The sequence below is a fragment of the Streptomyces sp. NPDC001480 genome, from assembly GCF_042894725.1.
Lineage (GTDB): Bacteria > Actinomycetota > Actinomycetes > Streptomycetales > Streptomycetaceae > Streptomyces.
Map to the genome: position 1 here is coordinate 232180 of NZ_JBIAVX010000013.1, position 12398 is coordinate 244577.

Sequence of the window (12398 nt, forward strand, 5' to 3'; positions counted from 1 at the left end):
TCGGCGAAATTCCTGGCTAACGATTTGCCTCCGGCGGTTCAGCAGGGGGTTCCTTCCCACCCGCCCACCCGTACAACTCTCGTCGCCGGGTGCGGGTGGCCCTTGCAGGGGCTGACCGCCGTCGGCGGCTGCGGGGCGGTCGTCGGGCGGGGGGCGGAGGGTCCCCGCGGGGTGGTCCGCCGTCGGTGTCGTGTCGCGCTGGCTGCGGGCAGTCGTGCCGCTGGGGCGGCACGGGTGGGCGCTGGGGGTCCCCCCGCTCGAGCGATGCCGAGAGTGGGGGAGGCACCCCGTCGCGCCGGGTTGCGCGGTTCTTGCCCCGGCGGTAGCCCCGGGTGGCTTTCTATTCGGCTCGCTGGGGCTGGATCTGGGGCGGCGTCGCCGCCGGAGGCTCGCGGCGGGGGCCGTCGCCCAGGGCGATCGATCTCGCCGTGTTGGAAATGGCCTTGATCCCGAGGTAGGCCGTGGTCATGCTGCTCACCGCGGTGAACGCGGACGTCAGTACGCCGACGATCACCGCCTTGTCCCCGTCGAGCCGCCACACCCCGAAGATCGCGACCCCGGCGATCGCGAGGTTGCTCACGACCACCGCGAGCAGCCCGTACCGCGCCCGGTCCTTCTCAAGCTCGACGTCCCCGATGGCTTTCGCCCCGTCCCGGCTCATCGTCCCTCGCCCCCCACAAGTCACGGTCGATCGGCCAGAACGTAGCGCCGGTCGGGCCCGCTGCCAAGCGGGCAAGCGGGCAAGCGGCGGCCAAGCGGCCGTACGGTCAGACGTCAGGCCCCCGGTCCCGCAGTTCCGCCACCCGTGCGTCGACCTGCGCCCGGTCGTACCCCCGGCGGACGATGTCGAAGGCGGGCGGCGGCGCGTCGGGGCCCGCGCCGGCCGTCAGCAGCGCCAGGTAGGCGTCGACCTGGTCCCGGTCGTAACCACGCCGTGCGATGTCGAATCCCTGCAAACCGTCCCCCGAACGAGTCCGTCCGTATGCGTGGGCCCCCTCACTTGCGCAGGCTGGAGAGTGCCGCAACCTGTACCCACGGTGAGGGACGATGATCGTATCGGTGATGTCGATGCCGGAAGGGACCGTCACTCAAACACACGTGTCCGAGGCCCGTGAGCGACTCGCGGCATCCCGTTTCCTGTTCGTCGACCTCGAACTGTCCGAGCCGGCCCAGCCCGACGAGACACCGGTCGCCCGCCTGCTCGGTCTGGAGGCCGTGGACCTGGCGTGGTTCGGCACGGAGGGCGAAGCCGCACGCGCCGAGTTCCTCGGGGACAGCGCCGGCTTCGTCGTGCCCGTGGTCGAGGAGGACCAGGTCACTCACGTCCATGCCTTCGTCACCGAGCGGTACCTGGTCACGGCTCACCGGGGTCCGATCGCCCTGATGCGCGGTGTGACGGCCCGGCTGCCGAGCGAGCGGCCCCCGGACACCGTTGCCACGCTCTTCCTGCTCCTCCAGGAGGCCCTGGAGACGTTCCGCCGGTCGGCCGTGCGGGCCCTGCTGGAGGTGGAGGAGCTGGAGGACGACATGTTCCAGCGGCGGAACCCCCAGCAGGTCTACCGGCTGACACTGCTACGACGCCGCTCGGCCCTCCTGCACCACACGCTCCTCCCTTACCTGGAGGTGACGGACGAGGCCTTCACGCGCAGGATGATGAACCCCCGATTCCCGGAGGAGCGGCAGCGGCTGGCGCGCGCCTTCCAGCACAGTGCGAGGCTGGTGCTCAAGGACATCGAGTCACTCCAGGAGGCCGGTCGCCGGGCCTTCGTCAGTTACTCCACCCTCGTGTCCGGCGAGCAGAACGGTGTGATCAACCGGCTGGCCATCGTGTCGGTGATCTTCCTGCCGTTGTCGTTCCTCACCGGATTCTTCGGAATGAACTTCACCTACATGACCGACGAGTTGGAGAGCAAGATCGTCTTCTGGCTGCTCGCCGTGGGGTTGCAGGTGGCCGTCCTGTGCGTAGCCCTCTATGTACTGCACCGCACCCGCCTCTGGCGCAGGCTGCGCGACGACGACCCCGAGGAGCCATGACATGAGAACAGCCCCGCTGGATGATCTCCAGCGGGGCTGTTTGCCCTGGTAGGGCGGTTGTGGCTGGGGCCGGGGTCGAACCGGCGACCTATCGCTTTTCAGGCGATCGCTCGTACCAACTGAGCTACCCAGCCACGGGGTTTCACGTGAAACAAAACCCCAGCGGTCCTGACGGGATTTGAACCCGCGGCCTCCACCTTGACAGGGTGGCGAGCACTCCAAACTGCTCCACAGGACCAAGCGTTGCGTACGACAGTGTCGCACACGGTCTTGCGTGCCCCCAACGGGATTCGAACCCGTGCTACCGCCTTGAAAGGGCGGCGTCCTAGGCCGCTAGACGATGAGGGCTATCGGCCCGCCTGGGCGCTTCATCAGCGCGTCGGGGACGTGAGAAGCATATGGGATGCCGAGGGGTATCGCCAAAACGGTTTACGGCGACACGGACGAGGAGGTGGACGGCGAGGCCGGTGACGAGGGTGTCGGATTCGTCGGGCTCGGGTGCGCGCCCGGCTGGTTGTCCTCCGGGAGGTGGCGGCTGACCTCGGCCGTCGTCAGGCCCAGGCCGCCCAGTTTGATCGCGTCCCAGGCCTGGAGGCGACGGGTGTCACGGTCGAAGTAGAGGATCGACGCCTCGATCGGCGCCGGGTACTTGTGCTCGACGGCGCGCAGCCCGCTGCCGCCCGTGGAGCCTTCGATACGCAGCCGCGTACCGCGCTTCATGACCTCGTCGCCCTCGTGGTGGACGTGCCCGGCCAGCACCAGCGGCACCTCGCCGTCCGTCTCCCGCGCGGCGGAGGGCTCGTGGATCAGGGCGACGTCCACCGGGGTCCCCGCCGTCCGCTGGTCGCGCAGGGCGGAGGCCAGCCGGTCGCCCGCCAGCCGCTCCTGGTCGTCGCTGAGGTGGCCCGAGCGGTCGGGGGTGAACTGCGGATCGCCCATGCCCGCGAAGCGCAGGCCGGCCACCGACTCCGCCTTGCCGTCGTCGAGTACGCGCACGTTCTTCATCCGCCCCAGGTACTTCTGTGTGACCCGCGAGTCGTGGTTGCCCCGCACCCACACGTACGGCACGCCCAGGTCGGCGATCGGGTCCAGGAAGCCGTTCTCGGCCGCCGAGCCGTGATCCATGGTGTCGCCAGTGTCCACGATCACGTTCACCTTGTACTCCTGCACCAGCGAGCCGATGATCTTCCAGCTCGCCGGGTTGAGGTGGATGTCCGACACGTGCAGCACCCGGATGGTGCTGGGGTCCGGCTGGTAGGTCGGCAGCGTGGAGGTGACGTCGTACAGCTTGGTCACGTTCGTCACCAGGCGGGCCAGCTCCTTCTGGTAGACGTCGAACTCCGTCACGATGCTGCGCGCGTTGCCGACCAGCGAGGGCGCGGAGGACAGCAGGCCGGAGAAGCGCGGCTCCAGGACCGACTCGGGGTTCCAGGTGGCGTACGCCGTCGCGCCGGACGCCGCGAGGAGGGTGAACGCGAGCCCGCCGGCCGCCAGGGCGCGGCGCGGGCGGCGGTAGACCGCGAGGCCGAGCGCCGTCGCGCCGGCGACCACGGCGACGCAGGAGCGTACGGCCAGGTCGACGGTGCCGTGCTCGACGTCCCGGGCGATCTCGTCCTGGAGCCCGGCGATGCGTTCGGGGTGGTCGACCAGGGCCTGGGAGCGGACCGGGTCGAGCTGGTCGACGCTGACGTCGAGGCGGACCGGCGCGATGTGGCTGTCGAGCGAGAGCGCGCCGAGCGGAGCGACGTTGATCTTGGTGCCGCCGGTCAGGGACGGGCGCAGCGTCATGGTCGTGTTCATCGGGCCGACCGGGGCCCGTACGTCGCCCACGATCAGCAGCCCCAGCCAGGCGCCGACCAGTACGACGCCCGTCAGCCCGAGGGCGCGGACCCAGGGGTTCGGCCGGGCGGAGAGTTCGAGCGCGGGGAGGGCGCCGGTGCCCTTGCGCGGGTGGGGCTTGCGAATGCGGTTCTTGGTCCGGTTCAGCATGTGGTCCAGGGCTGCGACGGGGACGCGGGCCATTGGTGCCGTATGCCCGGGTCCGGGGATGGATATGCGGCGGTCCGCGACTCTCGTACGGTGGCGCCGTACCGGACAATGGCCCTGTGCTGGAGATGACGCGCGAGGAGTTCGAGGAACTGGTCGCCGAGGCGCTCGACCGGATCCCGCCGGAGTTGACGCGGCTGATGGACAACGTCGCGGTGTTCGTCGAGGACGAACCGCCCACCGACGATCCCGAGCTGCTCGGGCTGTACGAAGGGACCCCGCTGACCGATCGCGGCGAGTGGTACGCGGGCGTGCTGCCGGACCGGATCACCGTCTACCGGGGGCCGACGCTCAGGATGTGCGAGACGCGGGAGGACGTCGTCGCGGAGACCGAGGTGACCGTGGTGCACGAGATCGCACACCACTTCGGGATCGACGACGAGCGGCTGCACACGCTCGGCTACGGCTGAGCCGTCCGGGCGGAGTCGTCACCGGGCCCTTTCCGGCGGGTCGCGTGTCCTCTTGTGGGCGGCGGGAGTTGGGCAGGTTGACTCCTTCACTCCTCCATCGGAGGTGGCCGCCGTGCGCCCCTTTCCCGTACCCGTCCGTCTGGCCGCCACCGCGATGGTCCTCGCCGCCGCTTCCGGCTGTGTGAACGTGGGTGACGACGCGGGCCCGGCCCGAGCGTCGCACTCGGCGGGGCGGCGGGACGGCGACGCGCCCGACGGTCTGACGGTGGTGTCGGGGCGCGGCGGGGGATACGGCGGCGAGGTGGCCGACGGAAAGCACGGGCACGGCGGGAAGCGCAAGCAGGGGAAGAAGTCGGCCTCCGCCTCGGCCGCGCCGTCGGCGAAGGGCAGCGCCCCCGCGTCCGCGCCGAGCGGGCCGGGCAGGACCGAGAAGCCGGGCGACCCGGCGCCGACCCAGGCCCAGCCCACCCCCTCGCGAACGGCAGAGCCGACGCCCACGCCACCGCCCCCACCTCCGCCGCCGCCCCCCGCGTCCAGCGAGCCGCCGACCGCCGAGCCGTCCTCGTCGGCGCACGAGGAGACGGGGCCGCAGCTGGCCCAGCGGGAGCCGGCGCCGGTGGCCGGATCACCGGTGTAAGGGCGTGTGACGTACGTCTACCGGACTCGGTTTGCCTTCGGGGGTGGAGGGTGCGTATGGTGGTAGATCGTTTGATCCCATTTGCCCGGCGCCACCACAGAGCGCGCCGTGTGGCGCGTACTCTCCCTTGCCGTGGCGGACCGCATAGAGGCGGTCATCATGCGACTCACGGAGTTGACGGGCGCGTGCCGACGAGACTCCGGAAGGTTTCGCATTCGCATGTCCATTTCCAGTACTGATCACGTCGTGGTGCCCGAGAACATCGAGGCCGACAACGCCGAGTTCCAGACCGCCGACGAGACCAGCACGCCCGAGGTCACCTTCGCGGACCTCGGTCTCCCCGAGGGCGTCGTGCGCAAGCTCGCGCAGAACGGCGTGACCGTCCCCTTCCCGATCCAGGCCGCGACCATCCCGGACGCCCTGGCCGGCAAGGACATCCTCGGCCGTGGCCGCACCGGCTCCGGCAAGACGCTCTCCTTCGGTCTGCCGACCCTGGCCACGCTGGCCGGCGGCCGCACCGAGAAGCACAAGCCGCGCGCCGTCATCCTCACGCCCACCCGTGAGCTCGCCATGCAGGTCGCCGACGCGCTCCAGCCGTACGGTGACGTCCTCGGCCTGAAGATGAAGGTCGTCTGCGGCGGTACGTCCATGGGCAACCAGATCTACGCCCTGGAGAGGGGCGTCGACATCCTGGTCGCCACCCCGGGCCGCCTCCGCGACATCATCAACCGCGGCGCCTGCTCCCTCGAGGACGTGCAGATCGCGGTCCTCGACGAAGCCGACCAGATGTCCGACCTGGGCTTCCTGCCCGAGGTCACCGAACTCCTCGACCAGGTCCCGGCGGGCGGCCAGCGCATGCTGTTCTCCGCGACCATGGAGAACGAGATCAAGACCCTCGTCGACCGGTACCTCAACGACCCGGTCTCGCACGAGGTCGACGCCGCCCAGGGCGCGGTCACGACGATGTCCCACCACATCCTGATCGTGAAGCCCAAGGACAAGGCGCCGGTCACGGCCGCGATCGCCTCCCGCAAGGGCCGCACCATCATCTTCGTCCGCACCCAGCTCGGCGCCGACCGCGTCGCCGAGCAGCTGCGCGACGCGGGCGTGAAGGCGGACGCGCTGCACGGCGGCATGACCCAGGGCGCCCGTACCCGCACGCTGGCCGACTTCAAGGACGGCTACGTCAACGTCCTGGTCGCCACCGACGTCGCCGCCCGCGGCATCCACGTCGACGGCATCGACCTGGTCCTGAACGTCGACCCGGCCGGCGACCACAAGGACTACCTGCACCGGGCCGGCCGCACCGCCCGCGCGGGCCGCACCGGTACGGTCGTCTCCCTCTCCCTGCCGCACCAGCGGCGCCAGATCTTCCGCCTCATGGAGGACGCCGGCGTCGACGCGGGGCGTCACATCATCCAGGGCGGTGCCGCCTTCGACCCGGAGGTCGCCGAGATCACCGGCGCCCGCTCCATGACCGAGGTCCAGGCCGAGTCCGCGGGCAACGCCGCCCAGCAGGCCGAGCGCGAGGTCACCCAGCTCACCAAGCAGCTGGAGCGCGCCCAGCGCCGCGCCGCCGAGCTCCGCGAGGAGGCCGACCGGCTGGTCGCCAGGGTCGCCCGCGAGCGCGGCGAGGACCCGGAGGCGGCGGTCGCCGAGGCACAGGCCGAGGCGCAGGCCGTCGTCGAGGCCTCGGTCCCGGAGCAGCCGGCCGCGCCGGACGTCGACCGGGCCGAGCGCGAGGAGCGTCCGGCGGCTTCGTCGTCGTACGAGCGTCGTGAGCGCCGGGACGACCGCGGCGGCCGTTCCTTCGACCGTGACCGCGGCGGGCGTTCCTTCGAGCGCCGTGACAACGACCGGGGTGGCTTCCGCCGTGACGACCGTCGCGACGGTGACCGTGGCGGTTTCCGCCGTGACGACCGCCGGGACGACCGCGGCGGGCGTTCCTTCGAGCGCCGTGACAACGACCGTGGCTTCGAGCGCCGTGACAACGACCGGGGCGGCTTCCGCCGTGACGACCGTCGCGACGGTGACCGTGGCGGTTTCCGCCGTGACGACCGCGGCGGGCGTTCCTTCGAGCGTCGTGACAACGACCGTGGCTTCGAGCGTCGTGACAACGACCGGGGCGGGTTCCGCCGGGACGACCGTCCGGCCCGTCGCGACGAGCGTGGCGGCCACCGCGCCGGCGACCGCCCGTTCAACCGCGACCGCCAGGGCGACCGCCCGGGCTTCCGCTCCGGCGGCCACGAGCGCCCCTACGGCCGTCGTGACGACCACCGCGGCACCGGCGGCTCCTTCGGCCGCCGCGACGACAAGCCGCGCTGGAAGCGCAACGGCTGACGCCCAGTGACCTGCGAGGGCCCGTACGACTCCGTCGTACGGGCCCTTTTCAGTCACCCGTGACGCATGTCACGCCCCCGGTGAGGGAATCGCTGGGGGCATGACAGATGACGCGATAGCGAGTGGGCTGTCGGACGAGGAACGGCTTGCCCAGCTCGGCTACACCCAGGTCCTCGCCCGCCGTATGTCGGCGTTCTCCAACTACGCCGTCTCTTTCACGATCATCTCGGTCCTGTCCGGCTGTCTGACCCTCTACCTCTTCGGGATGAACACCGGCGGCCCCGCGGTGATCACCTGGGGCTGGGTGGCGGTCGGACTGATGACGTTGTTCGTCGGCCTGTCGATGGCCGAAATCTGCTCGGCGTACCCGACGTCGGCGGGCCTGTACTTCTGGGCGCACCGGCTGGCGCCGCCGCGTTCGGCCGCCGCCTGGGCCTGGTTCACCGGCTGGTTCAACGTGCTGGGCCAGGTGGCGGTGACGGCGGGTATCGACTTCGGCGCGGCGTCCTTCCTGGGCGCCTATCTGAACCTCCAGTTCGACTTCGAGGTCACCCCGGGCCGGACGGTCCTGCTCTTCGCCGGGATCCTGCTGCTGCACGGCCTGCTGAACACCTTCGGCGTCCGGATCGTCGCCTTCCTCAACAACGTCAGTGTGTGGTGGCACGTCCTCGGGGTGGCCGTCATCGTCGGCGCGCTGACCTTCGTACCGGACCACCACCAGTCGGCTTCCTTCGTGTTCACGAAGTTCGTGAACAACACCGGCTGGGGCAGCGGCCCGTACGTGGTGCTCCTGGGACTTCTGATGGCCCAGTACACCTTCACGGGCTACGACGCCTCGGCCCACATGACGGAGGAGACACACGACGCGGCGACGGCCGGCCCGAAGGGCATCGTCAGATCCATCTGGACGTCCTGGATCGCGGGCTTCGTCCTCCTGCTCGGCTTCACCTTCGCGATCCAGTCGTACGGCAAGGAGCTGAAGTCCTCGACCGGCGCGCCCCCCGCCCAGATCCTCCTCGACGCGCTGGGCGCGACCTCCGGCAAGCTGTTGCTGCTCGTGGTGATCGGCGCCCAGCTGTTCTGCGGCATGGCGTCGGTGACGGCCAACAGCCGCATGATCTACGCCTTCTCCCGCGACGGCGCGCTGCCCTTCTCGCACCTGTGGCACACCGTGAGCCCGCGCACCCGCACTCCCGTGGCGGCGGTCTGGCTGGCCACGACCGGCGCCCTGGTCCTCGGCCTGCCCTACCTGATCAACAACACGGCGTACGCGGCCGTCACCTCGATCGCGGTGATCGGCCTCTACATCGCGTACGTCGTCCCGACCCTGCTGCGGGTCCGCAAGGGCGCCGCCTTCGCTCGGGGCCCCTGGCACCTGGGCCGCTGGTCGCAGCCGGTCGGGATCGTCTCGGTGGTGTGGGTCGGCGTGATCACGGTCCTCTTCATGCTCCCCCAGGTCTCCCCGGTCACCTGGGAGAGCTTCAACTACGCCCCGGTCGCCGTCCTGGTCGTCCTCGGCTTCGCCGTGGCCTGGTGGCTGGCCTCCGCCCGCCACTGGTTCCTGAACGCCGACCACGAACGCAACCTGGCCCGCGAGGCCTCCCGCGCCGGGGCGCCCGAACCGGTAGATCCCTGACGGTTCCGGCGTGTTCCACCGCCCGACGCGGCCGCGTCGCCGATACCCGATCGGAGACACGGCCTCGTCCGGCTATGCTCGGGGAGGCAACATCGCCTGGGCCCTTAGCTCAATTGGCAGAGCAGTGGACTTTTAATCCATTGGTTGTGGGTTCGAGTCCCACAGGGCCTACCGCTGGTGGTCGGGGGATATGGCCTCTGACCTGCTACGCAGCGCCTGGGTCGGCTTCGGCTGGCTCGGGCGCTGCTTCGTTTTCGAGCCACTGCGTGAGCGATGCGTGAGCGGATGCGCTCGTGGCCTGCGGATCGGGTGCCGCTTGGGCGGACGCATCAGCAGTTGCCTGACGCGACCTGGGGGTCGGCTTCGCTGCCTTCTCGGCGATTTCGCGGTCCAGCTCAGGGAGCAGGCTCGTGTACGTGTCCGAGGTCCCCGGGATCTACGCCACGTCGCCGCAACGCTCACGCACGGAGGCGGCGACATCCACACCGTGAAGGAAACGCTGCGGCACTCCACCATCACGCTTGTGATGGTGGAGCGCCCGGCGCCGTTGGCGGATTCGACACGGGGGTCACCGCAACAGCACCTGGTGTCAAGGCCGTTGATGCCGCGTGCAACACTCACAGTGTGATCCCAGCTTCCTTTCCGCGTAGCGGGTTTCCTGGTGGCACATGTGACGGCGCGCGGCGGTGTGCCTGCCGGTTTGGTGATTCATGCCGTGCCATCGAAGGGGTCGCCGAGTCGTTTCCCGCTCCCCTGACCTGGAAGGAGTAGACGGTGGGCCTCGCTGCCGCGACGGTCAACATCAACTTGGCCAACATCTCGAACTACCTCGTCTACTCGGCGATTGCCGTGTACCTGCTGGCGATGTTCGCCTATTGCGCTGAGTGGACCTTCGGTAGCCGGGGCACGGTTGCTCGTATCTCTGCTGCACACGCCTCGCCCGCTGGGGCGGGATCCAAGACAGCGTCGCCGCAGGGGCAGCGCGCAGGGGGCCCCGATGGTGCCGTGTCCACGCTCATCCGCTCAGCGCCGGTCGTCGTTACCAACGGCGGCCGTGGTGGCCGCGACAATGTGCCGGCGGACGGCCCCGGGGTCGCGGGGACGGACATGCAGGCCGACCTGCTGGGGCGGATCGCGGTCTCGCTGACCACCCTCGGCTTCCTCCTGAACGCCGGGGGCGTGCTCACCCGAGGGCTGTCGGTGATGCGGTTGCCCTGGGGGAACATGTACGAGTTCTCCTGTGTCTTCGCGCTGACCGTAGTGGGGGCCCACCTGGCCCTGCTGGCTGCCGGGAAGAACGTGCGCTGGCTCGGCCTGCCGATCCTCATCGCGGCGCTGCTGATCCTCGGCCTGGCCGTCACGGTTCTGTACACCGCCTCCGAGCAGCTGGTTCCGGCTCTTCACTCGTACTGGCTGGGCATCCACGTCTCCGCCATGACCATCTGTGCGGGTGTCTTCTGCGCCGGCTTCGCGGTCACCGTGTCCTATCTGGCGCAGGATTCCCGAGAACGCCGTCTTGCTGCAGGCGAAGGTCGGGGAAGCCGTCTCGACGGCATCCTGGAACGGCTGCCCGCCGCCGCCAACCTCGACAGGCTCTCCTACCGCCTCAACGCCCTGGTCTTCCCGCTGTGGACGTTCGCCGTCATCGCGGGCTCCATCTGGGCCGAACAGGCCTGGGGGCGCTACTGGAACTGGGATCCCAAGGAGACCTGGTCCTTCATCACCTGGGTCGCCTACGCCTGCTACCTGCACGCCCGGTCCACTGCCGGCTGGAAGGGCCGCAAGGCGGCGTACCTCGCCCTGGCGGGCTTCGCCTGCGTCCTCTTCAATTTCTACGGCGTGAACATCTTCGTGACCGGCAAGCACTCCTACGCAGGCGTGGGCTGAGACCCCTCTTCGCGTGGATCAGCCGCAACGTCGGAGCCGAGCGCCGAGAACTCACCCAGAAGCGCCAGGAACTGCTAGCGGTCATGCCCGCGCTGATCGAGGAGTCGCTCTCCGTGAGCGGCTTCCTCCTCGGGCCCACGATGGGACGCACGGCGACCTTCACCAACGAGTTCGCAGGCCACTCCCGAGCCCTCACCGACTTGACCGTGCGTTCCTCGATGGCAGGCCGCTGGCGGCAGTCGGTGATCTCGGTGATCATGGCTGCGATGCCGGTGGTCATCTACTGGACGGCAGGAGCCTTCGGCAGCCATGGGGAACCGCGTATCTCCATAGGCACTCTCGTCGCCTTCACCACCCTCCAGCAGCGACTCTTCGGCCCCGTGGTGTCACTGCTCCAGACGGGAATCGCGAAGCAGAGCTCACTCGCGTTGTTCGACCGTGTCTTCGAGTACCTGGACCTTCCCGTCGACGTCCCCGAGCCCACGGCCCCGGTGCCGCTCGTCAACCCACGCGGGCACGTTCGATTCGACGGCGTCGACTTCGACTAGGCCGACGGAGACATGGTTCTCTCCGGCATATCCATCGACAGGCGCGGATCCCGCCCTGGGCACCGGACTGGCCGGGGTGGAGCGGCGGCTGGCGGCCTTCGACGGTGTCCTTGCGGTCAGCAGCCCGCCCGGGGGGCCGACGATCGTGGTCATGGAGCTGCCGTGCGCGTAGTCGTAGCGGAGGATCTCTTCCTGCTCCGGGAGGGGCTGGTCCGGCTCCTCAAGGCGCGTGGGTTCGAGATCGTGGCGGCCACCGACAGCGCGCCGGGCCTGCTCGGCGCACTGCTGGAGTTCCGGCCGGACCTCGCGATCGTGGACATCAGGCTGCCGCCCACCCACACCGACGACGGTCTCCGGGCGGCACTCGCCGCCCGGGAGCGGATACCCGGGCTGCCGATCCTGCTGCTCTCGCAGTACGTCGAGCAGATCTACGCCCAGGAGCTGCTCGCCGACCAGGCCGGAGGGGTCGGCTACCTGCTCAAGGACCGGGTGTTCAGCGACGACGAGTTCGTCGACGCGATCCGTACGGTCGCCGCGGGCGGCACGGTCATGGACCCCGAAGTGGTCACCAAACTGCTCGGCCGCCGCAGCCGCGGCGAACGCGAACCGATTTCCAGGCTCACCGAGCGGGAGCGCCAGGTGCTGGAGCTCATGGCCGAGGGACGCTCCAACAGCGCCATCGCGAACCGGCTCTTCATCAGCGAGAAGGCCGTGTCCAAGCACAGCACGAGCATCTTCACCAAGCTGGAGCTCGCCCCTTCTGACGACGACAACCGCCGGGTGTTGGCCGTACTCGCCCACCTCATGTCCGCGCCGCGCGACGGCCGTACGCCACCGAGCCACTGAGACGCCCAGGGAGG

Annotated in this window: 11 protein-coding genes, 4 tRNA genes and 1 pseudogene; 10 read left to right on the plus strand and 6 right to left on the minus strand. The window is 69.9% G+C overall.

Annotated elements, in window-relative coordinates:
• Positions 1–340 precede the first annotated feature (340 nt).
• Entirely contained in the window at positions 341–661 is a 321-nt protein-coding gene (locus ACFY01_RS31185; protein WP_390739080.1) for a hypothetical protein, read from the minus strand.
• A 106-nt stretch (positions 662–767) separates the two neighbouring features.
• Entirely contained in the window at positions 768–956 is a 189-nt protein-coding gene (locus ACFY01_RS31190) for a DivIVA domain-containing protein (RefSeq protein WP_390739081.1), read from the minus strand.
• Between the two features lie 142 nt (positions 957–1098).
• Between ACFY01_RS31190 and ACFY01_RS31195 the strand changes: the two genes are divergently transcribed.
• Entirely contained in the window at positions 1099–2034 is a 936-nt protein-coding gene (locus ACFY01_RS31195) for a CorA family divalent cation transporter (protein WP_390739082.1), read from the plus strand.
• 60 nt (positions 2035–2094) lie between these two features.
• Here the strand turns inward: ACFY01_RS31195 and ACFY01_RS31200 are convergent.
• The 4 genes from ACFY01_RS31200 to ACFY01_RS31215 form a co-directional block, all read right to left on the minus strand.
• A tRNA-Phe gene (locus ACFY01_RS31200) sits at positions 2095–2168 on the minus strand.
• Positions 2169–2197: 29 nt separating this feature from the next.
• Positions 2198–2272, minus strand: a tRNA-Asp gene (locus ACFY01_RS31205).
• Positions 2273–2309: 37 nt separating this feature from the next.
• A tRNA-Glu gene (locus ACFY01_RS31210) sits at positions 2310–2382 on the minus strand.
• A gap of 81 nt (positions 2383–2463) precedes the next feature.
• Positions 2464–4056 (minus strand): metallophosphoesterase, encoded by a 1593-nt coding sequence (locus ACFY01_RS31215; RefSeq protein WP_390739083.1) that lies wholly within the window; start codon positions 4054–4056, stop codon positions 2464–2466.
• A gap of 83 nt (positions 4057–4139) precedes the next feature.
• On the opposite strand from ACFY01_RS31215, the gene ACFY01_RS31220 reads away from it, so the two are divergent.
• The 9 genes and pseudogenes from ACFY01_RS31220 to ACFY01_RS31260 all read left to right on the plus strand — a co-directional run bounded on the left by ACFY01_RS31220 (position 4140) and on the right by ACFY01_RS31260 (position 12384).
• A complete protein-coding gene (locus ACFY01_RS31220) occupies positions 4140–4490 on the plus strand; it encodes a metallopeptidase family protein (protein WP_361799312.1) in 351 nt (116 codons plus the stop codon).
• Positions 4491–4602: 112 nt separating this feature from the next.
• Positions 4603–5127, plus strand: coding sequence for a hypothetical protein (locus ACFY01_RS31225; RefSeq protein WP_390739084.1), 525 nt, complete (start codon positions 4603–4605; stop codon positions 5125–5127).
• Between the two features lie 219 nt (positions 5128–5346).
• Positions 5347–7467 carry a DEAD/DEAH box helicase gene (locus ACFY01_RS31230; protein WP_390739085.1) on the plus strand — a complete coding sequence of 707 codons (2121 nt, stop codon included), beginning with the start codon at positions 5347–5349 and terminating at the stop codon, positions 7465–7467.
• 100 nt (positions 7468–7567) lie between these two features.
• Positions 7568–9103 (plus strand): amino acid permease, encoded by a 1536-nt coding sequence (locus ACFY01_RS31235; protein WP_390739086.1) that lies wholly within the window; start codon positions 7568–7570, stop codon positions 9101–9103.
• Between the two features lie 98 nt (positions 9104–9201).
• Positions 9202–9274, plus strand: a tRNA-Lys gene (locus ACFY01_RS31240).
• A 603-nt stretch (positions 9275–9877) separates the two neighbouring features.
• Positions 9878–10990: a c-type cytochrome biogenesis protein CcsB gene (gene ccsB / locus ACFY01_RS31245; RefSeq protein ID WP_390739087.1), complete on the plus strand. Its 1113-nt coding sequence runs from the start codon at positions 9878–9880 to the stop codon at positions 10988–10990.
• An 83-nt stretch (positions 10991–11073) separates the two neighbouring features.
• Positions 11074–11538: a hypothetical protein gene (locus ACFY01_RS31250; RefSeq protein WP_390739088.1), complete on the plus strand. Its 465-nt coding sequence runs from the start codon at positions 11074–11076 to the stop codon at positions 11536–11538.
• Between the two features lie 40 nt (positions 11539–11578).
• Positions 11579–11710: pseudogene (locus ACFY01_RS31255) on the plus strand (sensor histidine kinase); the annotation flags it as partial.
• A complete protein-coding gene (locus ACFY01_RS31260) occupies positions 11701–12384 on the plus strand; it encodes a LuxR C-terminal-related transcriptional regulator (protein WP_390739089.1) in 684 nt (227 codons plus the stop codon). The pseudogene ACFY01_RS31255 and the gene ACFY01_RS31260, both read left to right, overlap by 10 nt.
• Positions 12385–12398 lie beyond the last annotated feature (14 nt).

Excerpts from the sequence above, each read along its gene's own strand:
- ACFY01_RS31185 (WP_390739080.1), bottom strand. The coding sequence starts at position 661 with ATGAGCCGGGACGGGGCGAAAGCCATCGGGGACGTCGAGCTTGAGAAG.
- ACFY01_RS31215 (WP_390739083.1), bottom strand. The coding sequence starts at position 4,056 with ATGGCCCGCGTCCCCGTCGCAGCCCTGGACCACATGCTGAACCGGACC.
- ACFY01_RS31230 (WP_390739085.1), top strand. The coding sequence starts at position 5,347 with ATGTCCATTTCCAGTACTGATCACGTCGTGGTGCCCGAGAACATCGAG.
- ACFY01_RS31235 (WP_390739086.1), top strand. The coding sequence starts at position 7,568 with ATGACAGATGACGCGATAGCGAGTGGGCTGTCGGACGAGGAACGGCTT.
- ACFY01_RS31250 (WP_390739088.1), top strand. The coding sequence starts at position 11,074 with ATGCCCGCGCTGATCGAGGAGTCGCTCTCCGTGAGCGGCTTCCTCCTC.